Consider the following 19291-nt stretch of genomic DNA (forward strand, 5'->3'; position numbering starts at 1 on the left):
AACCATGCGGCTGATCGTCATGTCGCTCACGTTGCTGCTCGCTTTACCCGCCGTGAGCCACGCCGGGGGAGAGGGCGCCACGATCCGGCGGACGTCCTACGGAATCCCGCACGTGCGCGCGGCCGACCACCGGAATCTGGGGCTGGGCCTGGGCTACGCGTTCGCCGAGGACAACGCGTGCATGATGGCCGACATCGTGGTGACGCTGGAGGCGCGGCGCTCGCGGTGGTTCGGCCAGGACGCCACCACGGAGTCCGGTGAGAACAACCTCGTCAGCGACCTCTACCACCAGCGGGTCAACCAGTCCGGCGTGATCGAGCGAGCCCTCTCCGGCCAGTCCCGGCAGGCGCGGGACCTCGTGCGCGGTTACGTCACCGGCTTCAACCGCTACCTCGCCAGGACCGGGGTCGCCGACCTGCCCGACGCCCGGTGCCGGGGCGCGGCCTGGGTGCGGCCGATCACCGAGCTCGACGTGTGGCGGCGCGTCCACCAGATCGCGGGCATCACCGGTGGTGACGGGCTGCAGGAAGCCGTGGTGGCCGCCCAGCCTCCTGGGGCACCGGCTCCGACGAAGCTGGTGCGACGTCCCGAGCAACGGCCGGGCAGCAACGGGTTCGGGCTGGGACGCACGGCGACCGGCGGCACCGGGATGGTGCTGGGCAACCCGCACTTCATGTGGGACGACGACATGCGGTTCTACCAGCAGCATTTGACGATTCCCGGCGAGCTGAACGTGAGCGGTGCCGGGCTGTACGGCGTGCCGCTGGTCAACATCGGCCACAACGACCGGCTCGGCTGGACCCACACCGCATCCGAGGCGAGGACCATCACGATCAGCAGGCTCACCCTCGTTCCCGGTGACCCCACCAGCTATCTCGTCGACGGCCGGCCGCAGCGCATGACGGCGGAACAGGTCACGGTGCCCGTGCGCCAGGCCGACGGCAGCGTCAAGCCGGTGACCAGAACGCTCTACGGCACCCCGGACGGCCCGGTGGTCGCCGATCCCGGCCCGTTGCAGTGGACCACGACGAACGCGCACGTGTTGCGCGACGCCAACTTCGGCAACCTCGCGGTGTTCGACCAGTGGCTGGCAATCGCCCGCGCTCGCAGCGTCAAGGACCTGCACCAGGCACTCGTCCGCCACCAGGCCCTGCCGTGGGTGAACACGCTCGCCGCCGACTCCACCGGCGCCGCGTACTACAGCGACGTCCAGATCGTCCCGCACGTCACCGACGAGCTGCGGGCCCGCTGCGGCACCGGGCCGGACGTCGGCCTGGTGATCCTCGACGGCAGCCGCTCGTCGTGCGGCTGGGGCACCGACGCGGACGCCGTGCAACCGGGAACGCTCGGCCCCGCCAGGTTGCCGCACCTGTTCCGCGACGACCACGTGAGCAACATGAACGACAGCCCGTGGCTCGCGAACCCGGCCGCCCCGCTGACCGGCTATCCCGCGATCGTCGGCGACACCGGCACCGAACGCTCACCCCGCACCCGCATCGGCCTGGACATGATCGCGGACCGGCTCGACGGCGGCGATGGGCTGGGCCGCCCCGGCTTCACACTGTCCACTTTGGAAGCGTCAATGTTCGGCAACCGCAACCTCACCGCGGAGGAAGGGCTGAAAGCCGTTGTCGCGCTGTGCCAGGCCAATCCGACGCTGCACAGGGTCGACGTCCGCGAGGCCTGCGCGACGCTGGCGAAGTGGAGCGGCACCGGCGACACGGGCGAACAGAGCAGGGGAGCGTTCTTCTGGCGCACCTTCATCAGCCTGGCCCGGCGGCCCGGCATCGACTTCTGGCTGGTGCCGTACGACCCCGCTGATCCCGCCCGCACACCGCGCGGCCTCAACACCGCGGACCCCGGCATCGGACGTGCTTTCGCCGACACCGTCAGGGCTTTCGCGAACGCCGGCCTCCCCGTCGACGTGAAACTCGACGACGTCCAGCACTACGAGGGCATCCCGCTCCACGGCTGCCGCGGCCCGGAAGGCTGCTTCAACGTCATCTCGGTACCCGGAGTGCCACGGCCGCTGGACCGGATTCCCCGCATTCCGCACGGCACCAGCTTCGTGATGGCCGTGGAACTGACCAAGAACGGCCCGCGGATGAGCTCGCTCCTGGTCTACGGCCAGTCGGCCTACAAGGCCTCACCGCACCACCACGACCAGGCACACCTCTACGTGCAGAAGAAGTGGGTGAGCGGGCGGTTCTCCGAACAGGAGATCGCCCGCGATCCCAACCTGAAGGTGCAGCACGTGAGCTAGTGGCGCGTCCCGGACCGTTGGCGAGGTGATTCACGCTCAGCAGGGCACCTCGCGGCACCGCCCCCGCGCCCCCGTACAACCAGTACGAGGACGCGGGGGCGGCACCACGATGCACCCGTCTGACCGCGAATTCCCCCGGCAACCTTCCGGGCCACACCACTAGTGCGGATCGGTGGCGTTGAGCGTGGCGACGACCTGGTCGTAGTCGCCACGCGCTTCGCCGTAGCGCAGGAACTTCACCCGCTCGACCTGGATCTCCCGCACGTCGGGCTGCGTCTCGATGATGCTCATGACCTCGGTGATGTACTGGTCGAGCGGCATGGCGTGGTCGTTGTCCGCCTGGCCCGGCAGGAGATCCGTCTGCACCGACGGCGGCTCCAGCTCGACGACCCGCACCGACGTGTCGGCGAGCTGCAGGCGAACGGACTCGCTGAGCATGTGGATCGCGGCCTTGGAGGCGTTGTAGCTCGGCGTCACCTTGAGCGGTGCGAAGGCCAGGCCGGACGAGACGGTCATGATCGTGGCGTCCGGCCGGGTCTGGAAGTGCTCGACGAACGCGGCGATCAGGCGGATCGGGCCGAGGACGTTGGTCGTGATGATGTCCTCGGCCGACGCGAGGAACGACTCGGGGCGGCGCCAGTCCTCGACGCGCATGACACCGGCCATGGTGATCAGCACGTTCAACGACGGGAAGCGGGCGAGCACATCCTTGGCGGCCATCTGGACGCTGTCGGCGTCGGTGGTGTCGATGCGCACGGTCTCGACGCCGGGGTGCTCGGCGGCGATCTGCTCGAGGAGCTCGGTGCGGCGGCCGCCGACGATCACGGTGTTGCCGCGCTCGCGCAGCGCGAGGGCGAGCGCCAGGCCGATGCCGCTGGTGGCGCCGGGGATGAAGACGGTGTTTCCGGTGATGTCCATGCACCGAGCTTCGGGCAGAGCGCACGAGCGGCGGCAGAGAGCGCTCATCGGGGGATCGGCGATCCCTGGTTGGCCACGAGAAGGCCTCCATACTGGGTGTGTGGATCGTGCGGAACTCGCGGCCTTCCTGCGCCGCCGCCGGGAAGAGCTCAGGCCGGAAGACGTCGGCCTGCCCGTGGGTGCGCGCAGGCGAGCCCCTGGGCTGCGGCGCGAGGAGGTCGCGTCGCTCGCCGCGATGTCCACGGACTACTACACGCGCCTGGAGCAGCAACGCGGCCCGCAGCCGAGCGAGCAGATGCTGGCCGCGCTGGCCCGCGCACTGCGGCTGAGCGACGACGAGCGCGACTACCTGTTCCTCGTCGCCGGGCGCAACGCCCCGTCGCCCCAGGTCATCAGCACGCACGTCGCGCCCGCGTTGCAACGGGTGCTCGACCGGCTCAACGACACGCCCGCGCTGATCCTGAACAACCTCGGCGAGATCCTCGTGCAGAACCGGTTCGCCGAGGCCCTCTACGGCGACTCGTCCCGCTTCACCGGTCTCGCGCGCAGCGGGATCTACCGCTGGTTCACCGATCCGGGCGAGCGGCTGATCTACCCCGAGCACGACCGCGACCGGCAGAGTCGTGCCCAGGTCGCGAACCTGCGCGCCGCCCACGCCGCGATGGGCCCGCAGTCGCGGGCCGGTGAGCTGGTCCGCGTGCTGCAACGGGAAAGCGCGGAGTTCGCGGCGATCTGGGACCGGCACGAGGTCGCGAAGAGGTTCGAGGACCACAAGGTGCTCGTCCACCCGCAGCTCGGCGAGATCGAGGTGGACTGCCAGGCGCTCTTCACCGAGGACCAGTCACAGATGCTGCTGGTGCTGACGGCACCACCGCGCACGGAGGCGTTCGACAAGCTCCAGCTGCTCGGCGTGCTGGGCACCGAGAAGTTCGTCAGCTGAGCCGCAGGATCGTCTCCTCGATCTCCGCTTTCCGCGCCGGCGCGTAGCCGACGTCGGTACCGATCTTCTCGAAGCCCGCCCTGGTCAGCACCCTCAGCGAGCCGACGTTGTCACTGGCGACGCGCCCGTACAACGGCCGGACGGTCACCTCTTCGAGGATCAGCGCCACCGCGCGCCCGGCCACGCCCTGTCCCCAGACCGACCGGTCGACCCAGTACGTGATCTCGGTGTCGCCGTCCATCACGAAACAGGCGATGGTGCCCACCATCCGCCCGTCGCCGACGATCACGCGGTTGGTGACGTCGGTACGTGCCCGGATCTTGCGCATGTGTGCGTCGAACGCCTCGCGGTCGTCGGGGTCCTCCGCGGTGAACGCGGCCATCCACGCCGACTCCGGATCACGCATCATCTCGAACACCGTGTCCAGATCGGAGTCTTCGAGCTCTCGCAACGTCACTTCCCGCATCAGCGAGCCAGCCTCTCCGCCAACCACCCCAGTGAGAGCGGGTAACGGTAGTCGATCCCGCCGTGGCCCGCGTCGAAAAGCTCGAAGTGCACGCGTTCCTCCGGCACCCCGGCCTTGGCCAGCGCGGCGCGGAACGCCTCCGCACCCAGGTCGAGGAAGTACTCGTCGCTGCGGCCCGCGTCGATCCACACCGCCCGCAACGACCGGACCGCGTCGGCGTGCGTGGCGACCATGCGCACCGGGTCCCAGTCGAGCCAGCGTTGCCAGACGTCCGGCTTCAGCACACCGGTCACCGGGTCGAACGGCAGCTGCGGCGTGCCGTCCTCGTTCGCCGAGAAGCACGCCGCGACGCCCAGCGTGCCGATCAGCGTCATGTCCTCCGGCCTGGTGAACGCGGGACGGCTCTGGAAGTCCGCCCACCACGCCTGGATGTCGTGGTCGTAGTCCCGCAACGCGCGCACGGCCTGACCGAAGTCCGGGACGTAGCAGAGCTCGTACAGCGAGTCGCCCGCGTGCGTCGCCAGCGCGCCGAACAGGTCGGGCCGCAGCATCGGCGTGATCATCGCGCCGAACCCGCCCGACGACTTGCCCATGATCGCGCGGGACCGCGGCCCGGCGATCGTGCGGTAGTGCTCGTCCACCCACGGCACGATCTCGTCGCACAGGTACGAGTGGTAGCGGCCGGTGCCGGGGGAGTCGACGAACTGCGAGCCGCCGTACGACGTCCACGCGTCGACGTAGACCACGATGCAACCCGGCGTGCCGTTCGCGAACACCGCGTCGGCGGTCTCCACGAACGGCTGGCGGAACGGCGTGCGGTTGGCCCACATGCTCAGATGCCCGGTGTAGCCCTGGATGACGTACACCGTCGGGTACAGCTCGATGGTCTCGTCGTAGCCCGGCGGCACGTACACCCACAGCGGCCGCTCGTGCGGATCGCCGAGAGGGTTGCCGCGCAGCAGCTCGGACACGACGTTGTGCCGGTCGAGCCGGCCGGCCAGTTCGCCTTCCCAGGGCAGCATGACGCCAGTCAACCACAGTGGACCGTCCAGTCCAGAAAACGTAGTGTCGGGGCATGGCACTGACGGCAAAGGGCCGCGCGACCAGGCAACGCATCGTCGAGGGCGCGGCGGCGCATCTGCGCAGCGACGACCCGGCAGGCGTGACGCTGGACGACATCAGGGCGATCACCGGCACCAGCAAGGGGCAGATCTTCCACTACTTCCCGGACGGCAAGGAGGAGCTCTTCCTCGCCGTCGCGCGCTACGAGGCCGACCGGGTGCTCGACGACCAGCAGCCGCACCTCGGCGCCCTGACCTCGTGGCCCGCGTGGGAGCGGTGGCGCGACTCGGTGGTCGCCCGCTACCGCGCTCAGGGCCGGTCGTGCCCGCTGGGCGCGCTGATGAGTCAGGTGGGCAGCACACCGGGGGCGACGGAGGTGGTCAGCACCCTGGTCGGGCAGTGGGAGGCGCACATCCGCCTAGGCATCGCGGAGATGCAGGCGGCCGGTCTGGTGCGGGCGGGCGTGGACGCCGGTCGCACCGCCGCGGCGTTCATCGCGGGCATCCAGGGCGGCGTGCAGCTGCTCAGGACGACCGGCTCCGTCGGCCACCTGGAGGCGGCGCTGGACACGCTCATCGACCATCTCCGCAGCTGACGGTTCTGGACTTGTTGGTCCAAAAATACCCACCTAACTTCGAGGGCATGGCACAACGTCTGCAGGGCAGAACGGCCCTCATCACCGGTTCCACCAGCAACATCGGCCGTGCGATCGCCGTCGCGTTCGCGGCGGAAGGAGCGCACGTCGTCGTTTCCGGCCGCGACGAGGTTCGCGGCGCGGCGGTCGTCGACCAGATCCGGCAGAAGGGCGGACGGGCCGACTTCGTCCGCGCCGATCTCGACGGCACCGCGGCCGCGAGTCACCGGCTCGCCGCGCAGGCCGCGGAGGTGGTGAACGGCAGGGTCGACATCCTCGTGAACAACGCCGGCATCTACCCGCCGACGACGACCCCGACGACCGACGAGGACACGTTCGACCGCGTCTACGGCGTCAACGTGAAGGCGCCGTTCTTCCTCACCCGGGCCCTCGTCCCGGCGATGATCGGCGCCGGTGGTGGCGTGATCATCAACCTCGGTTCGTGGATCGCCCGCCTCGCCGTCCCCGTCAGCTCGCTGTACAGCTCGACCAAGGGCGCCATGGAGACGATGACCCGCGCGTGGGCGGCGGAGTTCGGGCCGCGCGGTGTGCGGGTCAACGCGATCTCGCCCGGCGTGATCGTGTCGCCCGACCGGGACACCGCGACCGACCACCCCGGCGAGGTGATGATGCGGGGAACGCCCGCCGGCCGGTCAGGGCATCCGGACGCGATCGCCGCCGCCGCCGTCTACCTGGCCTCGGACGAGGCGGCGTTCGTGCACGGCACCGTGCTCGACGTCGACGGCGGCCGGACCGGGGTGGCGGTCGTCGCCGTGTGACCTGGCTCACTTCACGGTCCGGTTTCTGTGACCTGACGTGAGACTGCCCGGTCTCCCCATGGCGTACGGAAGTCGTCGACTGAGTGAGGGTGTTGGACGTGACGGGTCGGGAGTGGCTGGGCCAGCTGGACGCGGAGCAGGTGATCGCCGCACGGGCAGGTGATCGTGCGGCGCTCGACGCGGTCGTCGCGGCCTGTCTTCCGCTCGTCTACAACGTCGCCGGCAGAGCCCTGTCCGCCGACGCCGACGTCGACGACGTCGTGCAGGACACGATGTTCCGGGTGATCCGCGGCATCGACTCCCTGCGCGAGCCGGAGCGGTTCCGGTCGTGGCTGGTCGCCGTGACGATCAACCAGGTCCGCGAGCACCACCGCCGCCGTGACCTGGCCCCGGCGCCGCTCGAGGAGTACGACCGCGCCGATCCGGGCGCCGAGTTCGTCGAGGTGGCGTTGTCCCGCCTGCACTTCGCCCAGCAACGGCGGGAGGTCGACGAGGCAGCGCGCTGGCTCGACCCCGCCGACCGCGAGCTGCTGGCGTTGTGGACGCTGGAGCGCGTCGGGCAGCTGACCCGCGCAGAAGTGACCGACGCGCTCGACCTCGGCGCACACGCGGTCACCGTGCGGCTGAGCAGGCTGAAGGGCCGCCTGGAGACGATCCGGCACCTCGTGCGGGCGCTGTCGGCCGAACCGCGTTGCCCCGGCCTCGGGCAGGCGGCGCAGGGATGGGCCGGCGAGCCGAACCCGTTGTGGCGCAAGCGGCTGCTGCGGCACGTCGACGAGTGCGGGCGGTGCCGGCGCGGGGTGGACGACGCGATGCCGGTCGAGCGGATCCTGACCGGCGCCGCGTTGCTGACGGTGCCGGCGGCGTACCTGCCGCGGTTGCTGGAGAACCTCCGCGACCCGGCGCTCGACCCCGTCGCGCACGCCTCCGACCTCGGCGCACCCGCCTCGCACCTCGCTGAACCGTCCGGCCTGGCCGGTCTCGCCTCCACGAAGCCCGTGCTCGCGGTGGCGGGCGCGGCGGCGGTCTGCGCCCTCGTCGGAGTGGTCGGCACCATGGTGCTGTTCCCGTCCGACCCGCCGGCCGCCGTCGCGATCCCGAACACCCCACCGCCCACTACGGTGGCCACCACGTCGTCCGTCGCGGAAACCACAACCACGACCTCGACAACCACACCGTCGACCACCACGACCACGCCGACTCCGGAGCCCGTTCGCGTGGTCACGCCGGAAGAGCGCGTCCTCGCGCTGATCAACGAGACCAGGGCGGCGCACGGCCTGCCCGCCCTGAAGGTGGACCCGGCGCTCGTCGTCGCGGCCGACCGGCACACCAGGGCGATGACGGCCAACGGCTGCGGGCTGTCGCACCAGTGCCCCGGCGAGAAGGGCCTGGGGGAGCGCAGCACGGCGGCGGGCGTGAAGTGGAGCTCGGTCGGCGAGAACGTCGGCATGGGCGGCCCGGTGAAGGACGCCGTCGACCCGATCTCCAGGATGGCGCTCAACCTGACCCAGAGCATGATCGACGAGAAGCCGCCGAACGACGGTCACCGCAAGAACATTCTCAGCAAGTCCTTCTCGCGCATCGGCATCGTGGTGATCCGCGACGCCGAGGGAACCGTGTGGATGACCCACGACTTCGCGGGTTGACCGACTTCGAGCTAGAAAATTTCATCCCCTGGTCGTACGGACGAACGCGACCGCAGTCGGACGCATGACGATCTGTCCGGAAAGCACTGTCTCTTCCGTGCAGATGCCGTCGACCCCGACCCACCGCCGGACCGCGCCGGTCACCACCACGACCCCGGCGCCGGAGCTGTTGCGCTGGACGGGTTTCGGCGGTGCGGTGCTGCTCACGGCGGGAGCGTGGGCGACCAGAGCGGTGCCGATGGCGCTCGCCCTGGCCATCGCGGGCGCCGGGCTCGTGGTCCTGACGTGGGCGCTGCTCGGCCGCGCGAGGCCGGACGCGCGGTGGCTGCGCCGGACCCTGGCGTGGTGGTGCGCGCCGCTGCTCGTGGCTCCGCCGCTGTTCAGCGCCGACGTGTTCAGCTACCTCGCCCAGGGTGACGTGGCGGCACGCGGCCTGGACCCCAACGTCGTGAGCCCGGCGGCCGGCGCGAGCGCGGAGGCCGTCGCACGGGTCGGCGTCTACTGGCGTGAGACCCCTTCCCCGTACGGGCCGCTGTTCACCGCGGTCGAGCGGGCGATCGCCCAGGTCACCGGCGGCGATCCCGTCGCGGGCATCGTGCTGCACCGGCTGGCCGCGGTGCTGGGCCTGCTGCTCGTGGTGTGGGCGGTGCCGAGGCTGGCCGCGATCGCCGGGACGCCGGTGCGCACGGCGCTGTGGCTGGGGGTGCTGAACCCGTTGGTGCTGTGGCACCTCGTCGGCGGCGTCCACAACGACGCGCTGATGCTCGGTCTCATGCTGTCCGGCACGGTGATCGCATTGCACGCGCTGCCGGAGCTGCGGTGGTGGCCGTTCACGGCCGGTGTCGTCCTCATCGGACTCGGGGCGCAGGTCAAGCTGCCCGCGCTGGTGGCGCTCGCGGTGGTGGGAACGGCGCTGGCACGAAGGCTTGGCGGGGGCTGGGTCCGGTTCGTGGCCGCCGGCGCGGGCATGGTCGTCGCCGCTGCCGGGGTGTCCGTCGCGACCGCGCTCGCCGGTGGCTCCGGCTTCGGCTGGGTGCAGGCGCTCGGGACCCCGTCGAAGATCAACAGCTGGATGGCGCCGACGAACTGGCCCGGTTATCTGGCGGGTGCGGTGTTCGGGCCCGAGAGCGGGCAGGCGATGATTTCCTCGGCACGGGTCGCGGGGTTCGTGCTGATCCTGTGCGGGGTCGCGGTGGTGCTGAGCCGCCAGCTGCGCGGCGGGATCTCCGAGGTGACGGCGCTGGGGATGATGATGAGCCTGATCGTGGTGCTGGGGCCGGTGATCCAGCCGTGGTACCTGCTGTGGGCGGTGCTGCCGCTGGCCGCCTGCCTGCCCGCGGGTCCGCGGCGCACCGGGGTCGCCGTGCTGGCCGGCGTGTTCGCGCTGCTGGTGCCGCCGCTCGCGGGCAACTTCGCGGGCCGTGTGCCGGAGCTGATCACGGCCTACGTGCTCGGGGTCGCGCTGGTGGGTGGCGCGTACCTGGTGCTGCGTCAGGCGCGGGTGTCCGTTGCGCAGAGCTGACCTCGCCCGCTACGGCGCGGCGGCCCTCGCCGGCGCCGCGCTGGCCCTGAGCTTCCCGCCCCGCACGCTGTGGTGGCTCGCGGTCCCGGCGTTCGTCGTGCTGTGGCTCGCGCTGAAGGGTGTGCGTGCCCGGCGTGCGGCCGGTCTGGGTTTCGTGTTCGGGCTGGCGTTCTTCCTGCCGCACCTGCTGTGGATCGAGCACTTCCTCGGCACCGAGTTCGGCCCGGCGCCGTGGCTCGCGCTGTCGGCGATCATGGCCCTGTTCGTCTGCGCTGCCCTGGCGCTCTTCCCGCTGGTCTCGCGGCTGCCGGCGGCCCCGGTGTGGGCGGCGTCGCTGTTCGTGCTGCAGGAGACCGCGCGCGGCCTGGTCCCGTTCAACGGCTTCCCGTGGGGCCGTGTGGCGTTCGGCCAGGTGGACGGGCCGTTCGGGCAGCTCGCGGTGATCGGCGGCGCCCCGCTGGTGACGTTCGCGGTCGTGCTGACCGGCTTCGGCCTGGCGGCCTGGCTGCCGCGCGTGCGGGCGGGGTGGGCGGTGGTGCCGTTCGCGGCGGCGCTCGCGGCAGGCCCGCTGGTCGCCGTCGACGCGCAGAACGGCCAGCGGACCGTCGCGGTCGTCCAGGGCAACGCCCCCGACATCGGGCTCGGGCTGCTGAACTCGCAGGACACGTTGCGCGCCAACCACCTCCGCAAGACCGCCGAGCTGACGGCGCTGATCCGCGGCGGTGCGCTGCCGAAGCCGGACCTGGTGGTGTGGCCGGAGAGCGCCACCAGGACCCGCGACCGCGACCCGGTGATCGACCGCGCCGTCGACGACCTGGGCGTGCCCGTGCTGGTGAGCGGGTTGCGCGGCGGGGAGAACTCGGTCATCGGCTGGCATCCCGGCACCGGTGCGGGGGAGTCGTACGCGAAGCAGGAGCTCGTCCCGTTCGCCGAGCACATCCCGCTGCGCCCGCTGGCCCGCCTCGTGACGCCGTTCGCCGACCAGCAGGACCTCCGCGCCGGTACCGAACCCGGCGTGCTGGACATCGCGAACACCCGTGTCGGCGTCGGCATCTGCTACGAGGTCGCCTACGACTACGTCCTGCGCGAGAGCGCGGCCGCGGGCGCGCAGCTCCTCGTGGTGCCGACGAACAACGCCTGGTACGGCCGCGGTGAGATGACCTACCAGCAGCTCGCCATGGCTCGCCTCCGTGCCGTCGAACACGGCCGTGCCGTCGTGGTCGCGGCGATCAGCGGGGTGAGCGCGGTGGTGCGCCCGGACGGCAGCGTCGTGCAGTCGACCGGCATGTTCACCGACGCCCTGATGGTGGACTCCGTGCCGCTGCGGTCGGACGTCACGTTCGCCACGAGGTTCGGCGGCGTGATCCACGTGCTGTTCACGGCCGGGGCGTTCGGTGCGTGTCTGGTGGCGTTGTGGTCGCGACGCCGAGCACGAGCGGAAGCGGAGGCCCTCCCTCGGTGAACCGCCGCGGCGTCGGCCCGGCGTCGAGGAACGCGTTGAGCAGGGCGGGCAACGGCCAGTGCGAGGCGCCGACCTTGTCGCGAATGCCCTGCTCGGTCCACGACTCCTTGGTCCAGTGCCCGTCGAGGTAGCCGGGCTTGAGCACGACTGCGGCGGGATCGCTGCGATCGGCGAACCCGCCGCAGAAGCACGGGTGCACACCGACGTGCACGAACACCCCTCCGGGTTCGAGCACCCTGGCCACCTCGCGCAGCACGGCCGGGTACTCGGGCATGTCGGTATGCACCATCACCGAGACCACGGCGGGAACGCTGTTGTCCCGCAACGGCAACCGCCCCGCGTCGGCACGCGCGACCGGCAGCCGGCCACGGGCGTGGCGCAGCATCCCCGCGGACAGGTCCACGCCGACCGGCGTCCACCCCAGCTCCCGCACGAGGACGGCGTGCACCCCGGTCCCGCAGCCGATCTCCAGGCACACGCCGCTGCCCTCGCCGAGCAGATCCCTGATCGCGCGGTCGATGCCCAGCGGGTCACGTCCGCGTTGCCCCGCCAGGAACTCTTCCTCGTACCAATCCGCGATCTCGTCGTGAGCCGCCACCACACCAGTGGACCGCCGTGGCGGTCGCGGCCGCCACGGATTCCGCGTCCGGCGAACCTCAGTTGCGCCCGAGCAACGCCGACCCCAGCACCGTTCGCTGGTGCAGCACCGACAACCCCTGCCTCTCCGTGGTCAGCAGCCCGGCCTCTCGCAGCACCGTGGTGTGCCGGCTGACCGCGGACGGCGAAGCCCCGAGCCGTTCCGCCAGCTCGGTGGTCGTGGCGCCCGCCCCGACGGCGGCCAGCACCGCGGAGCGCGTGGACCCCAGCAACGCCGACAGCGCCCCGAGCTCGCGCCGTCCACTCGCGAGCTGCCGGTGCCAGGTCCAGTCGTGGTGCACCGGATAGACCAGCGTCGGCGGCAGTCCGGGATCGGCGAACGCCACGGGAGTCCGGCGGCAGAAGTACGACGGCACCAGTCGCAACCACCGCCCGTTCAGGTGCAGCTCCCGGTTGTGGGCGTACTGCACCTCCAGCACCGGCGGCCGCCAGTTCATCAACGGCCACATCCCGTGCAGCAGGCCCTCGACCGAGCCCGTCCCGTTGCGGTGCAGCCGATCCGTCTCGACCGCCTCGTCGATCAGCGCGCTGTACGGCTCGATCACCGCGGCGTGGTACCGGGCCAGCGCCGCGGTGAGCTCGGTCAGCGCACCGTCACAGCCCTCCGCCAGCGGACGAGTCCACGACGGAGTCGGGCTGACGCCGGCCAGCAGCCTGAACTCCTCGCGCAGCCGGGCACGCGGTGTCCCGCGAATGGCTTCGAGCGCCGGAGTCAGGCCGTCCGCTCCCTCCGGCGGCGTGAGGAAGTCGGGGAAGTACGGCCCGAGCGGTGAGAGCACCGCGAGCAGCCGCACGCCCGAACGGATCACCTGTCTGTCCCCGTTGCGCCGGACGTCGCGCAGCCAGGGCTCCAGCAGGACACCGCTGTCCCCTTCGGTCAGCCGCAACCGGCTGAACACCATCTCCCAGAGCGGGTCCACCCTTTCTGCTATCTGCGTACGCTCCAGATCACCAGCGGAAAAATGGATGCGCAACACAGCAACCTCCCCAGGCCCAGGTCACCGTGGAGAACATTACCGGCCGTGTCACTCCGCCGAATTCCGCAACGAAAACCGGGCGCGAGGCCGTTGCCCCGCGCCCGGTTCTGTGATTGAGGCGTCAGCCGCAGCGGCCGTTGGTCCACTGGTGCGAGCGCACCTGGTAGGTCCCGGCCAGATCGCCCTTCTGGCCCTGCTTGGTGCAACCGATGCGGTTGTTGTACCCGGTGTTGCGGTAGAAGACGACCCCCGTCAGCGACGCGGACGTTCCCCGGTTGTAGACCGACTTGACCTCCGTGCTGGTCGCCCAGGAGCACTTCTCGGGGCCGCTGGTCCAGTCGTCGTCCCGGTTCTCCCACATGCAGCGCCTGCCCTTGCCCTGGAAGTCGTCCCAGAAGCAGACGTGACTGGTCTTGCACTCCCACTGGGCCAGCGCCTGCCCCGTCACGCTGTCGTAGGCCGCCCCCACGGCAGCTGTCTCCGCGACCGGAGCCGCCGCCTGTGCGGCCGGAGCCGCGACCCCCAGGCCCAGCAGCATCGCGATGGGAACCACGGCCAGCAAAATACGCCGAACGAACTTCAAGGATTCCTCCCTCACCCAGTGACTGAATTCAGCCCGGCGTCACCTTAAGGCGAGGAAGGAAGTCCGGAAAAGCTATTGCTCCGTGGTGCAAAAGCTCATTTCACGACCGTCGCGTGTACCTGTGTTTCACGCCGGCCGGGAAGTGCTCGGGATCGCCGGCGGGCCGCAGCACGACCTCGGGCAGCTGCCGCCCGGCCGGGACGTAGTGCGCGAACTCGCTGTTGAGCCGCAGCAGCTGCGTCCTGATCGACTCGGCGATCCGCGCGGCGTCCGCGGTCTGACCGGGCGCGGTCTCCACGGTGATCCGCAACGACCGGTCGCGGTCGGCGTCCTCGACCGACTCGATCACGAACTTGCCCGTCACCGTGTCGCTGATCCCCGGCTGTTCCAGTCCGACGGTCACGTTCTCCGGATACACGTTGGCGCCGAAGAAGGACACCGTGAACAGCGATCGTCCGAACAGGTAGACGAACGGCAGCTGCGGCCCCGGCGGGGGAGTGAACCCGTGCTCGGCGCAGAAGGCCAGCAGCTCGTCGTGCCCGAGAACCCCGCCCTCGTCGGCGATCCGGTACCGGATCAGCGGAATCCCGCCGTCCGCCGTGAACACCAGCGTGCCGTCGTGCACCTCGAAGAACCTGCTGGCCGGGTCGTACTGGACCAGCGTGGGCAGCCGCGAGTCGCCGAACACCTCCCGTGCCAGCTCCGGCCGTTCCGCGAAGAACCTCCGGATGCTCACCGACACCGCGGTCTCGTTGCCCAGCACCCCGGAATCCGCTGTGCCGTAAAGGGAAGCGACGTCGCGGACCGGATCGGCGACGCCCGCCCGCTTCGACACCAGATCTCGCCACTGCTCGCTGAACACCTCACCCGCGAGCACCAGCTTGATGTTGTACGTGCCCCAGCCGACGCCCGGCGTGTCGATGACGTCCTTGACGAACGGCGGATACCCGAGCAGCACGACCTGCTCGAAGTGCGGCGCGAGCTCGGGCAGCACCCGCAGGATCTCCGCCTTGTTGTTCCCCGGCGCCACCACCGTGATCGGGCACCCCTTGGCCGCCAGGTGCCGGACACACGCCTGCGTGAACAGCCCGCCGACCCAGGTGCCGAGCGGAAAGCACACCACCGCCAGCGTTGCCCGCTCGTCGGCCCCGAACCCGGTGACCAGCACCTGCTCGAACCGCCGCGCCACGTGCAGCTCGTCCTCGAGCGCCCGCGGCCAGATCGTCGGCCGCCCGCTCGACCCGGACGACACCGCGATCATGTCGCAGCCGGTCAGCGCGCCGTCCCTGCACAGCTCCGGCAACGGATAGCGCTCGTGGTAGCTCGGCTTGTCGAGCAGTGGCAGCGTGCGGAAGTCGTCGAGGCTCTTGATGTCCGTCGGCTCGATCCCGTTTTCCCGCAACAGCTTCCGGTAGGCGGGCACGGTCTCGGCCGTGCGCAGGAAGAGGTCGACCACCCAGTCCCCGGACTGCCCGGCCGGTGGCCCGAAGAAGTCGTCGAACGCCTGGCGCACACGGATCTGCCGACTACCGTCCATCGGCCGAGCCTATCCAGGCCGGCATGTTGGCGCCTTCGATAACTTCAGTGCAGACCGAAACAAGGTAAACTCGGGACGGTGCGAACACTCTTCTCGTGCCGGCCCGCGTACGGTCACCTGTTCCCGTTGATCCCGCTGGCCCGAGCGGCGAAGGACGCCGGCCACGAGGTCGTGTTCGCCACCGGCCCGAGCTTCCTGAGCGCGGTGCGCGACCTCGGTTTCGAGGCGCACGCGTCGGGCATCTCGATCGGCGAGGCGGAAACCGAGGCGCGCAGCCGGCACGGTGACGCGGACGTCGTCACGCTGATGATCACCATGTTCGGGGACGTGCTGCCGCGCGCGACGATCGCGGATCTCACCGCGTTGTTGCCCAGGGTCAGGCCGGACCTGGTCGTGTACGAGATGAGTGACGTCGGCGCGGCGAAGGCCGCGAGGGACGCGGGCATTCCGTTCGTGTCGCACGTGATCGGCCGGTCGATGCCGCCCGTGATCACGGAGGCGGCCTACGGGCAGATGACGTGGATGTGGGACGGGGACGTGCCCGCCGACCTGATGCTCGGCGACACCGTGATCGACATCTGGCCGGACACCGTGCGGGATCCGGTCGTGGCGGCGTTGCCGACGGTGTTGCGGCAGCGGCCGGCGGCGTTCGACCTGGACGTGCCGATGCCGGAGCTGGACTCGGCCAAGCCGCTGATCTACCTCACGCTGGGCACCGTGGCGTTCGGTGCGACCGAAGTCCTGCGCACCACGATCGACGGGCTGTCGCGCCTCGAGGCCGAGGTTCTGGTCGCGCTCGGGCCCGGTGATCCGGCGGTGCTGGGGGAGGTGCCGGACTCGGTGCGCCTGGCGGGGTTCGTGCCTCAGGCGAAGGTGCTCCAGAAGGCTGGTCTGGTCGTGCACCACGGCGGGACCGGCACGGTGCTCGGCACGTTGGCCGCGGGGTTGCCGCAACTGGTTCTGCCGCAGGGCGCCGACCAGTTCGTGAACGCGGACATGCTCGCCGAGGTGGGTGCCGGGAAGAAGCTCGTCGGCGAGGAGATCACCGCGGACGCCGTGGCAGAGGCGGCGGGCCATCTGCTGGTCGACCCTGCCGCGCGGACGGTGGCCGCGAGGGTCAGGGCCGAGATCGCGGAGATGCCGGAGCCCGCCGCCGTCGTTCAGCGGCTCACCGGGCTGGTGTGACCGCCGCTGCGGTGAAGTGGCCGCCGACCCAGCCCGCGTTCGCGACGGCGCGCAGGCCGTCGTCGCCCTCGGTGAGCCGGCCGTGCGGGCCGAGGACGTCGGTGTGGTCGCTGCCGTCGTGCCACCGCACCGGCAGGCGGTTGTGGCGTTCGAGGAGAGTGGCGAGCTTGCCGCTGAGCTTGGCCCTGCCGATGTGCACCCACCGGCTCGGGAAGAGCTCGAGCAGGTCGATCGTGGCAGGGCTGATCTCGGGCACGACGGTGATGCCGTGGTCGAGGCCGTACTCGACGACCTCGCGGATGTGGTCGGGATCGCCCTCTGGGAAGACGTGCAGGACGTTGAGCTTGTAGGCGGCCATCTTGTCGATGGCCTTGCGCATCTCGGCCGGTGGCAGCAGGGCGCTCGTGACGCCGCGCCAGGCGAACGCGGGGGAGTCCTGCACGTCGGCCGCGCGGACGGTGCCGTCGCGGGTCATCAGCTGCCGGAACGACTGGACGCCGTGCCGCAGGCCCGCCTGGGTGCCGGCGCGGAGCATGACCGCGTGGTTGCTGACCAGCAGCGCGTAGCCTTCCGGGCCGAGGCCGCGCATGGCCGGGTCGTGCGTCACCATCAGCATGCCGTCCGGTGACTCGGCCAGCAGGTAGCCGGTCTGCCGGAAGATGTGCTCGCGCAGCAGCGCCGCGGCCGTGCGGGCCTGTCCGGTCACGCGCACGGCGACTTCTTCGGTCAGTGGGAACGCACCCGTGCGACGGGGTGCGCTCGCGGGCATGGGAACGATCACCGGATTCCTCTCCAGCGGACCAACGTGGCTCGGCGTGCGCGAGTTCCACAGTTCCGTTGTAGCAGGTTTACGGCCTGATTGGTCCAGACCTTCCAGTGATCGGGAACACCGTCAGGCGACGGTGATCGACTCGATGGCGGCTTCGGCCAGCGGTGTCGCGGTCTGCGCGTAGCGCCGGGCGAGTGACTGGAACAGCTGCTCGGCCTCGATCGCGGGCCACTCGGCGTCGAGCAGTTCGGCCGGCAGGTGCGGGTCCTGCCGCACGAGCTCGAGCCAGTCGGAGTGCAGCACGAGCTGGCGGGCGAGGTCGTCCGGGAGCGTCTTCAGCGGGGTCGGCCCGCCCCAGCGGGCGAGGAAGTCGCGGTAGCGCGCGGCGATCGCGGCCGTGTCGAACGCCCGGTGCGCGAGGTCGGCGGCCTCGGTCGGCTTGGCGTGCTGGGCGGTGAAGACGGTGACGTGCTCGGCGAGACCCAGCTCCTCGACCATCCCGGTGACGTCGTGGTGTCCCGGCGCGATCCACAGGCCGTTCTGCACCGGTCCGAAGCCCGCCCACATCAGCTGGGAGCGCAGGTCGTGCCGTTCGCTGCGGCGGCTCTCCGGCAGGGAGAAGCCGATCAGCGTCCAGGTGCCGTCCCAGTCGGTGTTGAGCGCCCCGGTCTGCCAGATGCGGCGTTCACCGTCGCGGAGCACCTCGGTCGCCCGCGGGGTCAGTCCGAAGTAGACCTTCCGGCCGTTGCGGTGCTTGGTGAGCAGGCCGCGGGCGGTCATCCGGGTGAGCGTCGAGCGCACCGCGTCCTCGGAGACGTCCACGCGGCCGAAGACGTCGATCACGCTGCCCGAGTACACGGCGGTGTCGCGGCCGAAGACGTAGAGGCCGAGGAAGTTGAGCATGAGCGACTGCGGGGTCACGCTGTCACGATACATGTTGGGCAGAATCTAGACGAGCGTCACGAATATGCCTTACGTTGGTGGCGACCCCCAGGAGAGGACGAAGTCGGATGGATCTGTCGGGAAAGGTCGCGATCGTCACCGGTAGCGGCCGCGGTCTGGGCCTCGCCTACGCGGAGGCCCTGGCGCGCAACGGGGCCAAGGTCGTGGTGAACGACGTCGACGACGTCGCGGAGGAGGTCGCCGCGCGCATCGGCGGCAAGGCCGTCATCGCGCCGGTCGGCTCCACCGAGACCGCGCAACTGCTCGTCGACACCGCCGTCGAGGAGTTCGGCAGGCTCGACGTGCTGGTCACCAACGCGGGCATCCTGCGCGACCGCGTGCTGTGGAAGATGACCGACGACGACTTCGACGCCGTGATCAACGTGCACCTGCGCGGCACGTTCACCTGCGCCCGCGCGGCCGCGATCAGGATGCGCGAGCAGGGCACGGGCGGCCGTCTCGTGCTGATCTCCTCGCCCGCCGGGCAGCGCGGCAACTTCGGTCAGACGAACTACGCCGCCGCGAAGGCGGGGATCGCCGCGATGGCCCGCACCTGGGCGATGGAGCTCGCGAAGGCGGAGATCGCCGTCAACGCCGTCATCCCGGTGGCCGCCACCGAGATGACCAGGACGATTCCCGCGTTCGCGCCGCTGATCGAGGAGTCGGAGCGCACGGGCGCGCCACTGCCCGCGTGGGTGCGGCGCGACGAGGGTCTCGGCACCGTCGAGGACGTCGCGGAGCTCATCGTCTACCTCGCGTCCGACGCGGCGAAGGGCGTGACGGGCCAGGCGATCGGCATCGGCGGCGACCGGCTCGCGCTGTGGTCGCACCCCGCCGAGAAGCAGGTCGAGTTCGCCGACGGCGGCTGGAGCGCGGAGGAGATCGCGCGGAAGCTGCCCAGCTTCGAGCCCGAGACCTACGGCATTCCGATGCCGGTGGCGCCATGAAC

Annotated in this window: 18 protein-coding genes; 9 read left to right on the top strand and 9 right to left on the bottom strand. The window is 70.8% G+C overall.

Annotated elements, in window-relative coordinates:
• Positions 1–4: 4 nt before the first annotated feature.
• Entirely contained in the window at positions 5–2263 is a 2259-nt protein-coding gene (locus tag ABFX45_RS19250; protein WP_346131537.1) for a penicillin acylase family protein, read from the top strand.
• 159 nt (positions 2264–2422) lie between these two features.
• Here ABFX45_RS19250 and ABFX45_RS19255 read toward each other — a convergent pair whose 3' ends face one another.
• Positions 2423–3181 carry an SDR family oxidoreductase gene (locus ABFX45_RS19255; protein WP_346131538.1) on the bottom strand — a complete coding sequence of 253 codons (759 nt, stop codon included), beginning with the start codon at positions 3179–3181 and terminating at the stop codon, positions 2423–2425.
• 100 nt (positions 3182–3281) lie between these two features.
• Between ABFX45_RS19255 and ABFX45_RS19260 the strand changes: the two genes are divergently transcribed.
• The gene (locus ABFX45_RS19260) at positions 3282–4121 is read left to right on the top strand and encodes a helix-turn-helix transcriptional regulator (protein ID WP_346131539.1); all 840 of its coding nucleotides are present in this window, start codon (positions 3282–3284) and stop codon (positions 4119–4121) included.
• On the opposite strand, the gene ABFX45_RS19265 is transcribed toward ABFX45_RS19260, so the two are convergent.
• On the bottom strand, positions 4114–4587 hold the full coding sequence (locus tag ABFX45_RS19265; RefSeq protein WP_109636883.1) for a GNAT family N-acetyltransferase: 474 nt from the start codon (positions 4585–4587) through the stop codon (positions 4114–4116). The two genes, ABFX45_RS19260 and ABFX45_RS19265, sit on opposite strands and share 8 nt — an antisense overlap.
• The gene (locus ABFX45_RS19270; RefSeq protein WP_346131540.1) at positions 4587–5609 is read right to left on the bottom strand and encodes an alpha/beta hydrolase; all 1023 of its coding nucleotides are present in this window, start codon (positions 5607–5609) and stop codon (positions 4587–4589) included. Before ABFX45_RS19270 ends, ABFX45_RS19265 begins: the two co-directional genes overlap by 1 nt.
• Before the next feature lie 53 nt (positions 5610–5662).
• On the opposite strand from ABFX45_RS19270, the gene ABFX45_RS19275 reads away from it, so the two are divergent.
• The 5 genes from ABFX45_RS19275 to lnt all read left to right on the top strand — a co-directional run bounded on the left by ABFX45_RS19275 (position 5663) and on the right by lnt (position 11692).
• Positions 5663–6244, top strand: coding sequence for a TetR/AcrR family transcriptional regulator (locus tag ABFX45_RS19275; RefSeq protein WP_346131541.1), 582 nt, complete (start codon positions 5663–5665; stop codon positions 6242–6244).
• 47 nt (positions 6245–6291) lie between these two features.
• A complete protein-coding gene (locus ABFX45_RS19280; protein WP_112225252.1) occupies positions 6292–7062 on the top strand; it encodes an SDR family NAD(P)-dependent oxidoreductase in 771 nt (256 codons plus the stop codon).
• Between the two features lie 98 nt (positions 7063–7160).
• Positions 7161–8708 (top strand): sigma-70 family RNA polymerase sigma factor, encoded by a 1548-nt coding sequence (locus tag ABFX45_RS19285; RefSeq protein ID WP_170154948.1) that lies wholly within the window; start codon positions 7161–7163, stop codon positions 8706–8708.
• Between the two features lie 103 nt (positions 8709–8811).
• A complete protein-coding gene (gene mptB / locus ABFX45_RS19290) occupies positions 8812–10230 on the top strand; it encodes a polyprenol phosphomannose-dependent alpha 1,6 mannosyltransferase MptB (protein WP_346131696.1) in 1419 nt (472 codons plus the stop codon).
• Positions 10217–11692: an apolipoprotein N-acyltransferase gene (gene lnt, locus ABFX45_RS19295; RefSeq protein WP_346131542.1), complete on the top strand. Its 1476-nt coding sequence runs from the start codon at positions 10217–10219 to the stop codon at positions 11690–11692. Before mptB ends, lnt begins: the two co-directional genes overlap by 14 nt.
• Here lnt and ABFX45_RS19300 read toward each other — a convergent pair.
• The 4 genes from ABFX45_RS19300 to ABFX45_RS19315 all read right to left on the bottom strand — a co-directional run bounded on the left by ABFX45_RS19300 (position 11607) and on the right by ABFX45_RS19315 (position 15446).
• A complete protein-coding gene (locus ABFX45_RS19300; protein ID WP_346131543.1) occupies positions 11607–12290 on the bottom strand; it encodes a class I SAM-dependent methyltransferase in 684 nt (227 codons plus the stop codon). The two genes, lnt and ABFX45_RS19300, sit on opposite strands and share 86 nt — an antisense overlap.
• Positions 12291–12348: 58 nt before the next feature.
• Positions 12349–13269 carry an ArsR/SmtB family transcription factor gene (locus ABFX45_RS19305; protein WP_346131544.1) on the bottom strand — a complete coding sequence of 307 codons (921 nt, stop codon included), beginning with the start codon at positions 13267–13269 and terminating at the stop codon, positions 12349–12351.
• 178 nt (positions 13270–13447) lie between these two features.
• Positions 13448–13909, bottom strand: coding sequence for a peptidase inhibitor family I36 protein (locus ABFX45_RS19310; protein ID WP_346131545.1), 462 nt, complete (start codon positions 13907–13909; stop codon positions 13448–13450).
• A 100-nt stretch (positions 13910–14009) separates the two neighbouring features.
• Positions 14010–15446, bottom strand: a complete 1437-nt coding sequence (locus ABFX45_RS19315) for a phenylacetate--CoA ligase family protein (RefSeq protein WP_346131546.1) — start codon at positions 15444–15446, stop codon at positions 14010–14012.
• 78 nt (positions 15447–15524) lie between these two features.
• Here ABFX45_RS19315 and ABFX45_RS19320 point away from each other — a divergent pair, with 78 nt between their 5' ends.
• Positions 15525–16631 carry a glycosyltransferase gene (locus ABFX45_RS19320; RefSeq protein ID WP_346131547.1) on the top strand — a complete coding sequence of 369 codons (1107 nt, stop codon included), beginning with the start codon at positions 15525–15527 and terminating at the stop codon, positions 16629–16631.
• Here the strand turns inward: ABFX45_RS19320 and ABFX45_RS19325 are convergent.
• Both ABFX45_RS19325 and ABFX45_RS19330 read right to left on the bottom strand, forming a co-directional pair.
• Positions 16615–17412 (bottom strand): glycoside hydrolase family 20 zincin-like fold domain-containing protein, encoded by a 798-nt coding sequence (locus ABFX45_RS19325; RefSeq protein WP_109636892.1) that lies wholly within the window; start codon positions 17410–17412, stop codon positions 16615–16617. The two genes, ABFX45_RS19320 and ABFX45_RS19325, sit on opposite strands and share 17 nt — an antisense overlap.
• Before the next feature lie 111 nt (positions 17413–17523).
• Positions 17524–18321 carry a PaaX family transcriptional regulator gene (locus ABFX45_RS19330; protein ID WP_346131548.1) on the bottom strand — a complete coding sequence of 266 codons (798 nt, stop codon included), beginning with the start codon at positions 18319–18321 and terminating at the stop codon, positions 17524–17526.
• Between the two features lie 89 nt (positions 18322–18410).
• Between ABFX45_RS19330 and ABFX45_RS19335 the strand changes: the two genes are divergently transcribed.
• Positions 18411–19289 carry an SDR family oxidoreductase gene (locus tag ABFX45_RS19335; protein WP_109636893.1) on the top strand — a complete coding sequence of 293 codons (879 nt, stop codon included), beginning with the start codon at positions 18411–18413 and terminating at the stop codon, positions 19287–19289.
• Positions 19290–19291: the final 2 nt, after the last annotated feature.

Source organism: Lentzea roselyniae (genome assembly GCF_039537795.1).
Classification (GTDB): domain Bacteria; phylum Actinomycetota; class Actinomycetes; order Mycobacteriales; family Pseudonocardiaceae; genus Lentzea; species Lentzea atacamensis.